This window comes from Roseobacter sp. YIN89 (assembly GCF_057219365.1).
Genome location: NZ_JBXVVD010000002.1, coordinates 1,182,171 through 1,198,513 on the forward strand (window position 1 = coordinate 1,182,171; position 16,343 = coordinate 1,198,513).

Below are 16,343 nucleotides of genomic sequence, written 5' to 3' on the forward strand. Positions count from 1 at the left end.
GTTTGGGCGCTTTATCCGATGCTTCGCACGTGCTAGGGCGTCTGGGCGCGCCCGTGGCCACGGCGCCGGTAATGCACGATGCGCGCCACCATGCACGCCCGCAGACCCACCCCGCGCACCAACGCCTGCCCAAGGAGCTATTCGTGACGCAACACCTGGAAGAGAAGATCGCCCATCTGACCCGAACCGTTGAAGAGTTGTCAGATGTGGTCGCCCGACAGGAACAGGATATCGCAACGCTGAACCGCCGCGTTTTCATGTTGATGCAGCGCGAGGGAGAACGCGACGCGCAAGGCTCCGGTGGTGTAGTGGTGGGTGACGAGCGCCCGCCCCATTACTGACGTTTGCACCGACGAAATACCGACGTTTTACCGACGTCGCACCGACCGGCATTTTCGGCTCAGATATCCTCGACCTCAAGCACGCCCTGAAGCGATTTGATGGCCCCCTTGATCTGCGGGTTCACAGCGAACTCCTGACCCAGATCGATCTCGACCTCTCCGGGCAGGCTCGGGTCCATCAGGCAGAAGTGCACAGGTCCGCGTCCGGCACCCCGCGCGGCCTTGCGCGCGCCTTCAAGCACTGCAGCCACCGCCTCGATCGCCTCCGGCGCCTCGACAAACACCTTCAGTCCGACCCCGCCCACATCTGCCGTCATCGCGTCAATCGGGCCAACAGAACGCCCCAGCAACTTGAGTTGGTCGCTTTCCATCGTTGCCTCGACCGACACGACAACTTTGGACCCTGCATCAAGGTGTTCGCGCGCGGTCTCCAGCGTGTCAGAGAAAAGTGTGACCTCGTAAGCCCCTGAAGGATCGGACAATTGTGCAAATGCAAAGCGGTTGCCCCGGGCCGACTTCCGCTCTTGCCGGCCGGCCACAATACCGGCGAGTTTTGCGTTCATCGCGCCCTTTTGCGAGACCTTCTCGGTCAATTCATCCAGCGTCATGAACGGCATGCCACGGTCGCCGCCATACTTGCGCTTCAGCAGCGTCATGTAATCGTCCAACGGATGCCCGGACAGGTAAAAGCCGACCGCCTTGAACTCTTCGCTCAGGCGTTCCGCCGGCAGCCAGTCATCCACAGGCTGCAAACGCGGTTCGGGTAAATCGTCGCCGGCCTCACCAAAGAGCGAAACCTGATTGGACGCCTTTTGTTCAAAGATTGCAGCGCTGTAACCCACCAGCGCATCAAGTGCGAGGAACACGCGACGCCGGTTGCTGTCCAGTTGATCAAAGGCTCCGGAACGCGCCAGCATTTCCAGCGGGCGCTTGCCTACGCGCTTGAGGTCCACTCGGCGCGCGAGATCAAAAAGCGTGGCAAAGGGTTTGTCGCCACGCCCCTCGACGATAAGCCGCATCGCGTCCACGCCGACATTTTTCAGCGCCCCAAGCGCATAGACCAGCGCACCATCCACCACCTTGAACGTCGCATCCGACCGGTTGACACACGGCGGCACCCACGGCAGTTCCAACCGCTTGCGGACCTCTTCGAAGTAGATCGCCAGCTTGTCTGTCAGATGGATGTCGCAGTTCATAACACCGGCCATAAACTCGACCGGGTGATTGGCTTTGAGCCACGCCGTCTGGTAGCTGACAACAGCGTATGCCGCAGCATGGGATTTGTTAAAGCCGTAGTTTGCGAACTTTTCCAGAAGATCGAAAACCTCTGTGGCTTTCGCCTTTTCCACCCCGTTTTCCATTGCGCCCTTTTCGAATTTCGGGCGCTCCTTGGCCATTTCCTCGGCGATTTTCTTACCCATCGCCCGACGCAGCAGATCGGCGCCGCCAAGGCTATACCCGGCCATTACCTGCGCAATCTGCATCACCTGCTCCTGATAAACGATAATCCCTTGTGTTTCCTCGAGAATATCGTCGATCAGCGGATGGATTGAGGCGCGTTCCTTAAGCCCGTTCTTGACCTCGCAATAGGTGGGAATGTTCTCCATCGGACCGGGACGATAGAGCGCAACAAGCGCGACGATATCTTCGATACAGGTTGGCTTCATGCGCTTGAGCGCATCCATCATTCCAGAGCTTTCAACCTGAAAAACCGCAACCGTTTTGGCGCTTGCGTAGAGCTTGTAGCTGGCTTCGTCGTCGAGGGGGATCGCGTTGATATCATTCTCTGTACCGGGTGCCGGCGCATAGAGCTCGGTGCCATCGGCAGCTACATGCAACGGCCGCCCCGCATTGTTGATCTGCTCAACGGCATTCTGAATAACGGTCAGTGTCTTGAGGCCCAGAAAGTCGAATTTGACCAAACCTGCCTGCTCGACCCACTTCATGTTGAATTGCGTGGCGGGCATGTCGGATCGCGGGTCCTGATAGAGCGGCACCAAGGCATCCAAAGGGCGGTCACCGATCACCACCCCAGCGGCGTGGGTTGACGCATTCCGCAGCAATCCCTCGACCTGCTGACCGTATTCCAGCAGCCTTGCGACGACTTCCTCGTTTTTTGCCTCCTCGCGCAGCCGCGGTTCATCCGCCAGCGCTTTTTCGATCGACACCGGCTTGACCCCCTCGACGGGGATCATCTTTGACAAGCGGTCGACCTGCCCGTACGGCATCTGCAAGACACGCCCGATGTCACGCACGGCCGCCTTGGACAACAGCGCACCGAAAGTGATGATCTGCCCAACCTTGTCGCGCCCGTATTTCTCTTGCACGTAGCGGATGACCTCTTCACGTCGATCCATGCAAAAGTCGATGTCAAAGTCAGGCATGGACACGCGTTCGGGGTTCAGGAAACGCTCGAAGAGCAATTGATACCTCAGCGGGTCAAGATCTGTAATCGTCAGTGCGTAGGCGACCAGCGACCCGGCGCCCGACCCGCGGCCGGGCCCCACCGGGATGCTATGGTCCTTCGCCCATTTGATAAAATCGGCAACGATCAGAAAGTATCCGGGAAACCCCATGCCTTCGATTATGCCCAGCTCAAAATCGAGCCGTTCGGTATATTCTTCGACCGTTGCCGCATGCGGGATGACCGCCAGTCGCGCCTTTAGCCCGTCGTGCGCCTGCCTGCGCAGCTCTTCGACTTCATCGTCCGCGAATTTGGGCAAAATGGGGTCACGCCGATACGCTTGAAAAGCGCAGCGCTTTGCAATTTCTACTGTGTTTTCAATTGCCTCAGGCAGATCGGCAAACAAAGTCACCATTTCTGCCTGTGTCTTGAAGTAATGCTGGTTGGTCAGGCGCCGCCGCGCGTCCTGCTGGTCGACGTACGCCCCCTCGGCGATGCAGATCAGCGCGTCATGCGCTTCGTACATCTTGGCTTGCGGGAAGTAGACATCATTGGTGGCAACCAGCGGCAAATCCATCGCGTAGGCCATTTCGACGAGGCCCCGCTCGGTAAGGCGCTCGTTGTCAGGCAAACCGTTTTCGCCCGGATGGCGTTGCAGTTCGACGTACAAACGGTCGCAAAAGATGGTTTGCAACCGGATCATCAGTTCTTGCGCCGCCGGTGCCTGACCTGACTGCAGCAGCATCCCGACCGGGCCGTCCGGCCCACCCGTCAGGCAAATCACCTCGGCTGCGTTGGCGGCGATTTCATCCAACGTGACCTGTGGCAGCGCACCACCCTTGTCGATGTACAGGCAAGAGTTCAACTTCATCAGGTTTTCGTATCCCGCCTCGCTTTGAGCCAGCAGCACAAGGGGCGCAGGGTCTCGCGGACGCTCACCGGGACGGGCTTGCATGTACTGCAGATCAACCTGACAGCCCAGAATTGGCTGCACGCCCGCGCCCGACATAGAGACAGAAAACTCCAGTGCCGCAAACATGTTGTTTGTATCGGTCAAAGCGAGTGCCGGCATACCGGCCTCGTGGCATAAGCCGGGCAGTTTCTTCAAGCGCAGCGCGCCTTCCAGAAGCGAATACTCGGAATGGGTGCGCAGGTGGATGAATCGGGGATCAGTAGGCATGACGCAAACGTACGGCAGCCCTGCTTGCCTTGCCAGACGGGAAATCAGCTGCGGCGCAAAAAATGGCATGCGCACGCCGCCAGACCCCTTCACAGTTCAATTTTCCTTGCCAGCACACAGAGAGACGAATAGCGTCGGGTGCGAAATCGACCGCCTGACGTTCTACGCCGCATCGAACGTCTGGGTTTTGAGGGTCTGGGGTACCGCGGCGGATCAACCGGATGGACATAGCGTTTCGCCTTAACGGAGAGACCGTGACGCTGCATGACGTGGCAGCGACAACAACCCTGCTGGACTGGCTTCGGGAAACACGCGGCTTTACAGGAACCAAGGAAGGCTGCAACGAGGGCGACTGCGGTGCATGCACCGTGATGGTCACTGACGAGTCCGGCGCACATGCGCTGAATGCCTGCATCCTGTTTTTGCCGCAACTGAACGGCAAGGCGGTCCGAACCATAGAAGGGATCGCAGCCCCTGATGGGGCATTGCATCCTGTCCAGCAGGCAATGATAGATCATCATGGCAGCCAATGCGGCTTTTGCACGCCGGGCTTCGTCGTATCGATGGCCACTGCGCACCTGAACGGCGCAACCGATCATGATACGCAATTGGCGGGCAATCTCTGCCGGTGTACTGGTTATGCGCCGATCGTCCGTGCGGCTGTTGCGGCAGAGACTGCACCCGTCCCGGATCATGTGAAAGACGCACCATGTGAGGCAACCGATACCGCAGCGGTAACGGACGCCGAAACAAGCGGTGAAGGCGGAACACCGGCAAACGTCTACCAGCCGGAAAGTGCCGATGATCTGGCACGGTGGTATGCGGCGCACCCGACCGCCACTCTTGTCGCAGGGGCCACTGATGTTGGCCTTTGGGTGACCAAGGACATGCGCGACATCAGCCCCACAGCCTTTCTTAATCGATGTTTCGATTTGCGTGGCGTGACTGTCGATGCCGAAACGATCACGATCGGCGCGATGACAACGCTTACCGAGTTGCAAAACGCGATTGCCCCGTTTCACCCTTCATTTGCGCAGATGATCGCCCGGTATGGGTCGGTTCAGGTCAGAAACGCGGCTACCATCGGCGGCAATATCGCAAACGGATCTCCGATTGGCGACGGCCCGCCCGCCTTGATTGCACTTGGCGCGCGACTGCACTTGCGCCACGGGGACACGCGCCGGGATCTGGCGCTGGAGGACTTCTTCATCGAATACGGCAAACAGGACCGCTCCCCCGGTGAATTTGTCGAGAAAATCAGCGTGCCGCGACAAACCGACAGATTGCGGTGTTACAAGCTGTCGAAACGGTTTGATCAGGATATCTCTGCAGTTTGCGGCTGTTTGAGCCTCGTGCTCGAAGGCGGGCTGGTACAAACCGCGCGGATTGCCTTTGGCGGCATGGCTGGCACGCCTAAACGCGCAACAGCGGCAGAAGACGCCTTACAAGGCAAACCTTGGTCGCGAGACACGGTGCACCGGGCGATGCAGGCGCTGGCAGATGACTTCACACCCCTTAGTGACATGCGGGCAAGTGCCGGTTACCGGCTCCGGACTGCTCAGAATATGTTGTTGCGCTACTGGCTCGAAGACCAAGGCAGCCAAACCTGTGTTGCGAAGGTTTCTGCATGACGGTTTCGCGCCCACTCCCCCACGATGCAGCAGCTCTGCATGTCACCGGCGCGGCGCGCTACGTCGATGACATCCCCTGCCCCGCAGGCACCCTGCATCTTGCCTTCGGCGTGTCCAGTATTGCGTCTGGCCGCATCCGCAAACTGGATTTGACCAAAGTCCGCAACAGCGCGGATGTGGTCGCGGCGCTTTCAGCCGCAGATTTGCCGAACGACGCGGATTGCTCGCCGTCCAACCATGACGAGCCACTTTTGGCGAAAGACACAGTGCATTATGTCGGGCAGCCGCTTTTTCTGGTCATCGCACGATCTCATCTGGCCGCACGCAAGGCTGCGCGCCTTGCGACAGTCGACGTCGATCCAAGCAACGCCCTGCTCTGCGTTGATGAGGCACTGGCAGCCGATAGCAGGTTTGAGGACGGGCCAAGGATTTGGGGCCGCGGTGACCCGGAACGCGAGATTGGCAATGCAACACATAGCCTGACGGGACGACTGCACGTCGGCGGGCAGGAGCATTTCTACCTCGAGGGTCAGGCGGCACTGGCCCAGCCGCAGGACGACGGTGATATGCTGGTGATGAGTTCCACGCAGCATCCCACCGAAATTCAACACAAAGTCGCTGAAGCGCTGGGGCTTGCCATGCACAATGTACGTGTTGAAACGCGCCGCATGGGCGGCGGCTTTGGCGGCAAGGAAAGTCAAGGCAACGCCTTGGCCATCGCCTGCGCACTCGCGGCGCGGCTTACAGGTAAGCCCTGCAAAATGCGCTACGACCGGGACGACGACATGGTCATCACGGGCAAGCGCCACGACTTTGAAATCGACTATACCGTCGGGTTTGATGACCAAGGGCGCATCCTTGGCATAGACTTCACGCACCTTGTGCGGTGCGGTTGGGCGCAGGACCTGTCTCTGCCGGTTGCCGACCGGGCCATGCTGCACTCCGACAACGCCTATTTTCTGCCCGCAGTGAAGATCACAAGCCACCGTTTGCGGACCAACACGCAAAGTGCGACCGCTTTTCGCGGGTTTGGCGGGCCTCAGGGTATGCTGGGTATCGAACGCGTCATGGATCACATAAGCGCCCATCTTGGTATCGATCCACTGAAGGTGCGCCGCGCGAACCTTTACGCACGAGACGGCGGATCGCGCGCCCAGACGCCCTATGGTCAGACCGTCGAAGACTTCGTTTTGCCCGATCTGATCGACGAGTTGACTAGGACCGGCGATTACGACGCGCGGCGCAAGGCAATTGCCGCCTGGAACGCCGAGAATTCAGTCATCAAGAAAGGGATCGCGCTGACGCCCGTGAAATTCGGTATTTCATTCACGCTGACGCACCTCAATCAGGCTGGTGCGCTGGTGCATGTCTATCAGGATGGATCGGTCCATCTGAACCACGGCGGCACCGAGATGGGTCAGGGACTATTTCAAAAGGTCGCACAGGTGGCCGCTGACCGGTTTGGCATCGACACCAGCCTGATCAAGATCACAGCGACCGACACCGCGAAAGTCCCGAATACTTCGGCAACGGCAGCTTCTTCGGGGAGTGATTTGAACGGCATGGCGGTGCAGATCGCCTGCGACACCATCCGCACACGTATGGCAGACGCCTTGGCCGCCGAGCATCAGGCACACGCCTCTGACGTTGTGTTCGAGGACGGCATGGTGCGCATAGGTGCTACGGAAATGACGTTCGCACAGGCGGCGCAGCGCTGCTATCTTGGCCGCGTCAGCCTTTCGTCTACCGGCTTTTACAAGACGCCAAAGCTTGCGTGGGACCGACTGAGAGGGCAAGGCCGGCCATTTTTCTACTTTGCCTATGGCGCGGCAATCACTGAGGTCGCCATCGACACGCTGACAGGCGAGAACCGGATTTTGCGGGCTGACATACTGCATGACGCGGGCAAATCGCTGAACCCTGCGCTCGACATCGGGCAAGTCGAAGGCGGGTATGTACAGGGTGCGGGTTGGTTGACCACCGAGGAGCTTGTTTGGGACGAGTCAGGACGGCTGCGCACGCATGCCCCGTCAACTTACAAGATACCTGCCTGCTCGGACCGGCCGGATATTTTCAGCGTTGCGCTGTGGGATGGGGCGAACAGAGAAGAGACCGTATACCGATCCAAGGCCGTGGGTGAACCACCCCTCATGCTGGGTATTTCGGCTTATGCCGCTTTGTGCGATGCCGTCTCGGCCTGCGGGCCAAACTACCCGGATTTGCAGACCCCCGCCACAGCAGAAGCAGTGTTGGACGCCATAATGCGTGCGACTGGCGAGACCCCATCATGACCGGCTTTGACCGCACCGCGCTGACCGCCGCCTGCCGGCGCCACGGACGCGTCTGCCGGGTCGTGGTCGCTGATGTCCGCGGCTCTGCTCCGCGAGAAACAGGGGCGGCGATGCTGGTTTGGCGCGATGGGTTTAGCGGCACGATTGGAGGCGGGACACTGGAACACGCGGCGATAAATGCCGCGCGCGATTGGCTGGACAAAGACACGCCAAAGGTGACACAGCACGCGCTTGGCCCTGACTTGGGCCAGTGTTGTGGTGGCGCGGTCACGTTGTTGACCGAGCCGTTTGATACGGAATCTGCTCTGGCGCTGCCTCGCGACGTCGTTGCCAGAGGCCCCGGTGTTATGCCTTTTGCGGTGCAGCGTGCGCTTGGTACCGCGCGAAGTGCAGCCCGGCCGCCGGAGGTGCAATGGCTGGACGGCTGGTTGATTGAACCAGTCGCGAACCCTTCACGCCATGTCTGGATCTGGGGCGCGGGGCATGTTGGGCGGGCAATTGTGGATGTGCTGAATCCTTTGCCGGATGTCAGCCTTACCTGGATCGATACAGCGAAAGATCGCTTCCCACACGACATTCCGGATAAGGTCGAACTGATTGCGACCGATAAGCTCGCCCGCCTCGTCCGTCATGCGCCGCCAGACGGCCAGCACCTGATTGTTACCTATTCGCATGCGCTCGACCTTGAACTGTGCCATCAGTTGTTATGCCATCGCTTTGGCTTTGCGGGGCTGATCGGGTCAAAGACGAAGTGGGCGCGTTTCAGATCGCGGCTCGCGGCTTTGGGGCATGCACCGGGATCGATCGCGCAGATCACCTGCCCTATAGGACAGCCTGAATTCGGCAAGCACCCTCAGGCAATTGCTGTGAGCGTGGCGGCTACTTTTCTGGCGCAGTGGAATACTGTCGCCGCAGATGATGCGAAAGGCTTTGGATGACCCCACTTCTAACGCTCAACGGGTTGACCAAGGCCTACCCCGGCGTCGTCGCCAACGACGATGTGTCAATGCAGATCATGCCCGGAGAAGTGCATGCGTTGCTTGGCGAAAACGGTGCAGGCAAGTCGACGCTGGTCAAGATGATTTACGGTCTGGTGAAACCTGATCAGGGCGAAATGTTGATGAACGGGCAGCCTTTTTTGCCAGCCGAACCGCGTGCCGCGCGTGCTGCGGGCGTGGGGATGGTCTTTCAGCATTTTTCGCTTTTTGATGCGCTGACGGTCGCGGAAAACATCGCTTTGGGTATGGAAGACGCGCCTGCGATGCGCACATTATCCGAGCAAATCCGCCGAGTTTCAGAAACCTACGGGCTACCCCTGTCGCCGGACCGGATCGTTGGCGATCTTTCGGCAGGCGAACGCCAGCGGGTCGAGATCATCCGGTGCCTGCTGCAAGAACCGAAACTCCTGATCATGGACGAACCGACCTCAGTACTTACCCCGCAGGAAGTCGATATTCTGTTTCAGACACTTCAAAAGCTGCGCGCCGAAGGTACCTCAATCCTGTATATTTCCCACAAGCTGGAAGAAATCCGCACCCTGTGCGACACCGCCACGATCCTCAGGCTGGGCAGGGTCGTGGGCACCTGCGTGCCACGGGACACTACGGCGCGGGAAATGGCCGAACTTATGGTGGGCAAAGTGTTGGGCACCCCGACCCGGTCGGGTGTGGAACCGGGTGACGTTGTGCTCGCGTTGTCCGGATTGTCGCTGGCCTCGCCTTCGGCATTCGGCATGCCCCTGCGCGATCTGTCTTTGGCGTTGCGTAGCGGCGAAATCCTCGGGATCGGTGGCGTCGCCGGCAACGGTCAGGATGAGCTTTTGGCAGCACTTTCCGGCGAAATGGTTGCAGGCGACGGGATGATCCGGTTGCGCGGTGAGGACATCAGCCGGCTCGGGCCGCGTGCCCGACGCGCTTTGGGTCTTTTATGCGCACCCGAAGAACGGCTCGGCCATGCGGCTGCCCCTGACATGTCGCTGACGGAAAATGCAATGCTGACAGGGGCAACCCGTGAAAATCTCGAGAAAGGCGGGTTTCTGAACTGGCCCGCCGCCCGTAACTTTGCCGAGAAAATCATCGAGGCATTCGACGTGCGTACTCCCGGGCCGGGGAATGCGGCGCGGTCCCTCTCGGGGGGAAATCTGCAGAAATTCGTAATTGGCCGCGAGGTGCTGCAACGCCCCGACGTTCTGGTGGTGAACCAACCGACATGGGGGGTTGATGCGTCGGCCGCCGCCGCCATCCGCCAATCCCTGCTGGATTTGGCGACCAAGGGTGCTGCGTTAATCGTCATCAGCCAAGACCTTGATGAGCTTATGGAAATTTCTGACAGGTTTGCGGCGCTCAACGAAGGGCGGCTGTCAGATCCGCGCCCTGCCGCGGGGCTCAGCGTCGAGCAGATCGGCTTGATGATGGGCGGTGCACACGGGATGGAGGTCGCGCATGTTTGAACTGGTTTGCGGAAAAGCTCTTGTGCCTCAGGTGGGGATATTTGGTGGCCAACGAAACCGGGAGCGCATGAGATGATCCGGCTGGAGAAGCGACCGCAACCTAGTCAGGCCTTTGCCTACGCAACGCCGCTTCTTGCAGTGGCTGCTACGTTTTTCTTTGGTGGGTTGTTGTTTGTCGCACTTGGCAAAGACCCTGTGCAGTCAATACAGACGATTTTCTGGGAACCGATCTTTGGCGAGTTCGCGTTTTTCTACCGTCCCCAGTTGCTGATCAAGGGCGCGCCGTTGGTCTTGATCGCGATCGGACTGAGCATTGGCTTCAAGGCTGGTATCTGGAACATCGGTGCCGAAGGCCAGTACATCATGGGGGCACTTTTCGGTGCCGGTTTCGGACTGGCCTTTTATCCCACCGAGAGCGCTCTGATATTTCCCGGCATGGTTCTGGCAGGCGCGTTCGGCGGATGGATTTGGGCTATGATACCGGCTGTGCTCAAGGTCAAGTTTGGCACAAACGAAATTCTGGTATCGTTGATGCTGGTCTATGTTGCCGAGCAATTTCTGGCGTCGATGTCCTTGGGTTTGTTGAAAAACCCAGAAGGGTTCGGCTTCCCGGGAAGCCGTAACCTGCAGCAGTATGAAAGCGCACATAACGCCGAGATCATTGCAAATTCAGGCATGCACTGGGGGGTCGTGATGGCCATGATTGCTGTGATATTTGCCTATGTTCTGCTGGCACGCCACCGTATCGGGTTTGCCGTACGTGTGACCGGCGATGCGCCACGCGCCGCCCGGTTTTCAGGCGTGAATCCGAACCGGCTTATTCTGTTTTGCCTCGGCTTTTCGGGCATGCTTGCCGGGCTGGCAGGGCTTTTCGAGGTATCGGGCCCTGCCGGGCAGGTCACGATAGATTTCAACGTAGGCTACGGATTTACCGCGATTATCGTCGCCTTTCTCGGCCGCCTTCACCCCGTGGGCATTGTTCTGGCCGGGCTGCTTATGGCGCTGACCTACATCGGCGGTGACATCGCGCAAAGCCAGCTGGGCCTGCCTGCAGCCGCCATACAGGTGTTTCAGGGCATGCTGCTTTTCTTTCTTCTGGCCTTGGACGTTTTGACGAATTACCGGATCCGCATGGGTCGGACGGAGGCGGCGTAATGGATCTTTCTGCAATCAACCCGATCTTGCTCATCGCGGCGCTGATGAGTGCAGCAACACCAATTCTGCTGGCTGCAACGGGCGAGTTGGTGGCAGAACGCGCAGGTGTTCTTAACCTTGGCGTCGAGGGGATGATGATCGTGGGTGCCATATGCGGTTTTGCCATCGCGGTTGAAACAGGATCACCCACGACCGGATTTATCGCCGCAGCCCTCGGTGGAATGGGTCTGAGCCTTTTGTTTGCCTTTCTCACGCAGGTGACACTTGCAAATCAGGTGGCATCCGGGCTGGCGCTCACTCTGTTTGGACTTGGTCTGTCGTCACTCTTGGGTCAGGGCTATGTCGGTATCAAACCGCCGCGCATGCCGGATATCAACTTTGGCCCATTGGCCGATATCCCGGTAGTTGGCCAGATCCTGTTTTCGCATGACCCCATGCTCTATGTCGGATTGATCTTTGTTGCCCTCGTCTGGGCTGTGCTGCGGTTTACGCGCATTGGATTGGTTCTGCGCGCCGTCGGGGAAAACCATGATGCAGCGCACGCCTTGGGGTACAAAGTGGTACGCATCCGGACACTGGCCATCATGTTCGGCGGCGCCCTCGCAGGCATGGGCGGCGCCTACATCAGTCTTATCCGCGTACCGCAATGGACAGAAGGTATGACAGCCGGCGTGGGCTGGATCGCACTCGCTCTCGTTGTATTTGCCAGCTGGAAACCGTGGCGTGTTCTCTTGGGTGCTTATCTTTTCGGCGGGATCACGCAATTGCAGCTCAATTTGCAAGGTGCTGGCGTTGCCATTCCTGTCGAATATCTGGCAATGTCGCCGTATGTTATAACGATCGTTGTGCTTGTCGTCCTGTCTGCGGATAAGAGCGCAGCCCCCGGCTCTCTGGGTCGGACATTCCACGCCTCAAGCTAGGGGCAAATCAAAGCCCCGCCACAAGGGGCAGCAAAACATGGGGAAGACCAACACATGAAATTCACCACACTCCTTGCCAGTGCGGCCATTGCACTGGGTATGGCCACAGGCGCGGTTGCCGATGGTCATGAAAAAACGAAGGTCGGCTTTGTTTATGTAGGCCCGATCGGAGACGGCGGCTGGACATACGAGCACAACAAGGGCCGTCTCGCCGTGGAAGAAGAACTCGGCGACGCAGTCGAAACCGTCTACGTCGAAAACGTGGCCGAAGGCCCGGATGCCGAACGCGTAATGACGCAGATGGCGCTGGATGGCGCAGACCTGATCTTTACCACGTCTTTCGGCTACATGGACGCCACCATCAACGTGGCCAAGAAATTTCCGAATGTGAAATTTGAACACGCCACAGGCTACAAGCGCGCTGATAACGTCTCGACCTACTCCGCACGGTTTTACGAAGGCCGCGCCATTCAAGGTCACATTGCCGGCAAGATGACAAAATCGAACATCATCGGCTACATTGCTTCGTTCCCTATCCCCGAAGTAATCCGCGGCATCAATTCTGCCTACATCCACGCCGCCAAAGTGAACCCGGATGTCGAATTCAAGATCATCTGGGTCTACACATGGTTCGATCCTGCCAAGGAAGCGGACGCGGCCAAAGCCCTGATCGAACAAGGCGCTGACGTGGTTCTGCAACACACTGACTCCACTGCGCCGCAAGCAGCCGCACAGGAAGCAGGCGATGTCATCACTTTCGGGCAAGCCTCTGACATGGGCCAATATGCGCCAATGCCGCGCGTATCCTCCATCATCGATGACTGGGCGCCATACTATATCGCACGGACCAAGGCCGTCATGGACGGCACGTGGGAAAGCACAGATACGTGGGATGGTATCGGCCCCGGCATGGTTGGCATCGGTGAAATTTCCGATGTGGTCCCAGCAGATGTCAAAGAAGAGGCCCTCGCCATGAAAGCCGCACTGGCAGACGGTTCATACCACGCGTTCACCGGCCCGCTGAAAAAGCAGGACGGCAGTGACTGGCTGGCCGAAGGCGAGACCGCCGATGACGGCACTCTTGCAGGCATGAACTTTTACGTCGAAGGGATCACAGGCGATATTCCGCAATAAGTTGCGCTGCGATAATTCGAGAAAGCCCCGGTTCTGACCGGGGCTTTTTTTGACCCGCCGCCGTGCAACTGACGGCAGGCTGCGGGGCCGCAAGCCAGATGATACAAGCGGTACTCTCCCTCCAACCCTTTCAACGTCACTTCGATTGACGCATCGAGATGGAATTCGCCGGCAGTTTCGATCATCGCGCGTGTCGCGTCTGACTGACGGGTTTCATCCTGCTGAGCTTTGATCGCTATTCGGGTTGCCTTTTGGCCACAGCGTCCGGAAAGTCCTCTCCCGCTTTGACGATGTCGCGGGTATTGATCCCAATCCTTTCCGACAGCATTGGATTTCCCAGGCACTGCTCGAAAGGACTTGCCAGACGCATCGCTTGCTCGACCGAAGAAAGGATGGACAACTAGCCATCATCTTTACCTGTCGTCCGTCGTGGCCACTTTGTAAGGCCCCGACCACGTCCGAATAACCGCGATAACAGCTGCCCACCTGATGGCCATTGCCGCGAGAAAGTTGTCTAGGCCTTGTGCGAATAGCCAAAAACTTCGACATCTGGCACCGGGCTGAAATTGTTCAAATTCGTGATTTTCCACATCCCGTGTTCGAGCCAAAAACCAGTGACATTCCTGGGCAAACCGATTTTTGAGCATTTATTCAAAAGAAACCTGCAGCCACGCCTTCGGGTTTCACCTGCTCAGCACTCTTTTTCGTCGGTGCCGATTTAGGTCAGCGCGGCAGTTTCGAAAAATAAGGCGACGGCAGTATTTGCCATGCGATCCAGTAGAGCCTCCAGCCCTCGACCACCAATCGTTTGTCATTCAACAGAGGCGTGAGGGGCATTTCCATTGATCCCGGTCACTGCTCTTAGATACCGTTGAGAGTTGCGCTTGCACCTTCTCGTGGCGATGTCTGGTCGCCGTGTCACGCATTGGAGGGCGGTGCCCTGCTGAACTGACACAGGTCAAGGCAGCTTTGCTGGCGCAGGGTTATCATGATGTCACCAAGAAGGAGTGAGACAATGTACAAACACATACTCGTACCCATTGTTTTCGATCACGGCTCTCAGGGTTGGGCGGCGGTTGAAACGGCCAGCCATCTTTTGGCAGAGGACGGCACCATAACCCTTCTGCATGTGTTGGAGGATGTTCCAGTTTATGCGGCCGCACATATCCCACATGGTGTGCGTGAAAAGCACCGCGAAACGGCGATGAGCGAACTGCACAAGCTGGCTGATAAGGTCAGTGCAAATACCCTGTGCAGCGTTATCCACGGACACTCGTCGCAAAGCATTCTGGACTACGCCGAAAAACACTCAGCAGACTGCATTGTGATCTCATCTCACAAACCGGGTCTTGAAGACTATTTCATTGGCTCCACTGCCGCACGAGTCGTTCGTCACGCGCGCTGCGCGGTACATGTCATGCGATAGCCTACCAGCTTAGTAAGAGTATTCTTTGTAGATGCGGCTGAGATCACCATTCCAGTCACCGTGATAGTGATCCAGCAACTCATCCGCGGGTGTTTTGCCTGTCTCGACGCTCTCATGCAAAGCGTTCAGAAAATGCGTCTCATCGGGCACCATCCCACCGGCGCCCGACCGGGCACGCGACTTTAACCCTGCATGGCTGATTGCAACCGCTTCGCGGGCCAGATCATGCATTTTTACGCCGTTCACTTCTCCCTGAAGCCCGTGTGACGATGCGACGACCCGCAAGGCGTCTCTTGTACCCGCATCGAGGCCCTTTACCAGATCCCAGGCCGCATCGAGCGCAGTCTGATCATAGGTCAGACCCACCCAGAAAGCGGGCAAGGCGCAAAGTCTCCGCCAAGGTCCTCCGTCCGCTCCGCGCATCTCGATAAAGCGTTTTAACCGCGCTTCGGGGAAGGCGGTGGTCAAGTGATCGGCCCAATCTGAAATCGTTGGCGTTTCCCCCGGCAATGCAGGCAATTCACCCCTAAGAAAATCGCGGAATGACATGCCCAGAGCATTGACGTAAGCGCCGTCGCGGTAGACGAAATACATCGGTACATCCAGCGCGTATTGAACCCACGCCTCAAAACCGAAACCTTCATCAAAAACGAACGGCAGCATCCCGGTACGTGCTGCATCCAGATTGCGCCACGACACCGCGCGCCACGACTTGTGCCCGTTGACACGTCCTTCGAAAAACGGAGAGTTCGCGAACAGGGCTGTAGCAACAGGTTGCAGCGCCAGCGCCACGCGCATTTTTTGCACCATGTCAGCTTCGGAACCGAAATCGAGGTTAACCTGAACCGTACAGGTACGTCGCATCATGACGCGGCCCATGGTGCCAACACGGCCCATGTAGTCGTTCATCAGCTTGTACCGACCCTTGGGCATAAGATCCATCTGGTCATGCGTCCAGACAGGCGCAGCACCCAAACCGATAAAACCCGCTCCGATGCGGTCGGCGACCTCTTTGACTTCTCGCAAATGAGAATTCACCTCGTCGCAGGTTTCATGAATCGTCTCCAGCGGCGCGCCTGACAACTCCAGCGCCCCACCGGGTTCAAGACTCACATTCGCGCCATCTTTTTCAAGCCCGATGATCTTGCCGTCTTCCATGACGGGCGCCCAGTCAAATGTGTCACGCAGCCCCTCAAGCATCGTACGGATCGAGCGTTCGCCCTCATACGGCAGCGGCTTGAGCGTATCGCGGCAATACCCAAACTTTTCGTGCTCGGTTCCGATGCGCCAATCCTCTTTCGGCTTGCACCCTTGTTCGAGGTATTCTGCCAACTGGTTGTGCGACGTAATCGGGCCACCGCCGGACTGAGGAATGGACATGGTGAAGGCTCCGTTCGTTGGCTGCCGATAAC

General features: G+C 58.3%; 12 protein-coding genes. 9 read left to right on the forward strand and 3 right to left on the reverse strand.

From position 1 onward, the window contains the following. Positions 1–143: 143 nt before the first annotated feature. On the forward strand, positions 144–341 hold the full coding sequence (locus AC2D8V_RS12115; protein WP_484733781.1) for a SlyX family protein: 198 nt from the start codon (positions 144–146) through the stop codon (positions 339–341). A gap of 59 nt (positions 342–400) precedes the next feature. Here the strand turns inward: AC2D8V_RS12115 and dnaE are convergent, their stop codons facing one another. Beyond that, positions 401–3,925, reverse strand: coding sequence for a DNA polymerase III subunit alpha (gene dnaE, locus AC2D8V_RS12120; protein WP_484733782.1), 3,525 nt, complete (start codon positions 3,923–3,925; stop codon positions 401–403). Positions 3,926–4,146: 221 nt separating this feature from the next. Here dnaE and xdhA point away from each other — a divergent pair, with 221 nt between their 5' ends. From xdhA to AC2D8V_RS12155, 7 genes are all read left to right on the forward strand, one after another. Beyond that, entirely contained in the window at positions 4,147–5,556 is a 1,410-nt protein-coding gene (gene xdhA, locus AC2D8V_RS12125; RefSeq protein WP_484733783.1) for a xanthine dehydrogenase small subunit, read from the forward strand. Continuing rightward, a complete protein-coding gene (gene xdhB / locus AC2D8V_RS12130) occupies positions 5,553–7,847 on the forward strand; it encodes a xanthine dehydrogenase molybdopterin binding subunit (RefSeq protein ID WP_484733784.1) in 2,295 nt (764 codons plus the stop codon). The genes xdhA and xdhB overlap by 4 nt, the downstream gene beginning before the upstream one ends. Then, positions 7,844–8,785 (forward strand): xanthine dehydrogenase accessory protein XdhC, encoded by a 942-nt coding sequence (gene xdhC / locus AC2D8V_RS12135; protein WP_484733785.1) that lies wholly within the window; start codon positions 7,844–7,846, stop codon positions 8,783–8,785. Before xdhB ends, xdhC begins: the two co-directional genes overlap by 4 nt. Beyond that, entirely contained in the window at positions 8,782–10,296 is a 1,515-nt protein-coding gene (locus AC2D8V_RS12140; protein WP_484733786.1) for an ABC transporter ATP-binding protein, read from the forward strand. The genes xdhC and AC2D8V_RS12140 overlap by 4 nt, the downstream gene beginning before the upstream one ends. Before the next feature lie 72 nt (positions 10,297–10,368). Further along, the gene (locus tag AC2D8V_RS12145; protein ID WP_484733787.1) at positions 10,369–11,451 is read left to right on the forward strand and encodes an ABC transporter permease; all 1,083 of its coding nucleotides are present in this window, start codon (positions 10,369–10,371) and stop codon (positions 11,449–11,451) included. Then, complete coding sequence (locus AC2D8V_RS12150) at positions 11,451–12,371, forward strand: ABC transporter permease (protein WP_484733788.1); 921 nt, start codon at positions 11,451–11,453, stop codon at positions 12,369–12,371. The genes AC2D8V_RS12145 and AC2D8V_RS12150 overlap by 1 nt, the downstream gene beginning before the upstream one ends. Positions 12,372–12,425: 54 nt before the next feature. Then, entirely contained in the window at positions 12,426–13,505 is a 1,080-nt protein-coding gene (locus AC2D8V_RS12155) for a BMP family ABC transporter substrate-binding protein (RefSeq protein WP_484733789.1), read from the forward strand. A 235-nt stretch (positions 13,506–13,740) separates the two neighbouring features. Here AC2D8V_RS12155 and AC2D8V_RS12160 read toward each other — a convergent pair whose 3' ends face one another. Continuing rightward, positions 13,741–13,905, reverse strand: a complete 165-nt coding sequence (locus AC2D8V_RS12160) for a hypothetical protein (RefSeq protein WP_484733790.1) — start codon at positions 13,903–13,905, stop codon at positions 13,741–13,743. Positions 13,906–14,520: 615 nt separating this feature from the next. Here AC2D8V_RS12160 and AC2D8V_RS12165 point away from each other — a divergent pair. Beyond that, positions 14,521–14,931, forward strand: a complete 411-nt coding sequence (locus AC2D8V_RS12165; protein WP_484733791.1) for a universal stress protein — start codon at positions 14,521–14,523, stop codon at positions 14,929–14,931. A 9-nt stretch (positions 14,932–14,940) separates the two neighbouring features. Here the strand turns inward: AC2D8V_RS12165 and AC2D8V_RS12170 are convergent, their stop codons facing one another. Next, positions 14,941–16,311, reverse strand: a complete 1,371-nt coding sequence (locus AC2D8V_RS12170; protein ID WP_484733792.1) for a glutamate--cysteine ligase — start codon at positions 16,309–16,311, stop codon at positions 14,941–14,943. Between the last annotated feature and the right edge of the window lie 32 nt (positions 16,312–16,343).

Bases quoted from the DNA above. Each gene is read 5' to 3' on its own strand.
- xdhA (WP_484733783.1), top strand. From the start codon at position 4,147: ATGGACATAGCGTTTCGCCTTAACGGAGAGACCGTGACGCTGCATGAC.
- AC2D8V_RS12150 (WP_484733788.1), top strand. From the start codon at position 11,451: ATGGATCTTTCTGCAATCAACCCGATCTTGCTCATCGCGGCGCTGATG.
- AC2D8V_RS12165 (WP_484733791.1), top strand. From the start codon at position 14,521: ATGTACAAACACATACTCGTACCCATTGTTTTCGATCACGGCTCTCAG.
- xdhB (WP_484733784.1), top strand. From the start codon at position 5,553: ATGACGGTTTCGCGCCCACTCCCCCACGATGCAGCAGCTCTGCATGTC.
- dnaE (WP_484733782.1), bottom strand. From the start codon at position 3,925: ATGCCTACTGATCCCCGATTCATCCACCTGCGCACCCATTCCGAGTAT.
- AC2D8V_RS12155 (WP_484733789.1), top strand. From the start codon at position 12,426: ATGAAATTCACCACACTCCTTGCCAGTGCGGCCATTGCACTGGGTATG.
- xdhC (WP_484733785.1), top strand. From the start codon at position 7,844: ATGACCGGCTTTGACCGCACCGCGCTGACCGCCGCCTGCCGGCGCCAC.
- AC2D8V_RS12145 (WP_484733787.1), top strand. From the start codon at position 10,369: ATGATCCGGCTGGAGAAGCGACCGCAACCTAGTCAGGCCTTTGCCTAC.
- AC2D8V_RS12170 (WP_484733792.1), bottom strand. From the start codon at position 16,311: ATGTCCATTCCTCAGTCCGGCGGTGGCCCGATTACGTCGCACAACCAG.
- AC2D8V_RS12140 (WP_484733786.1), top strand. From the start codon at position 8,782: ATGACCCCACTTCTAACGCTCAACGGGTTGACCAAGGCCTACCCCGGC.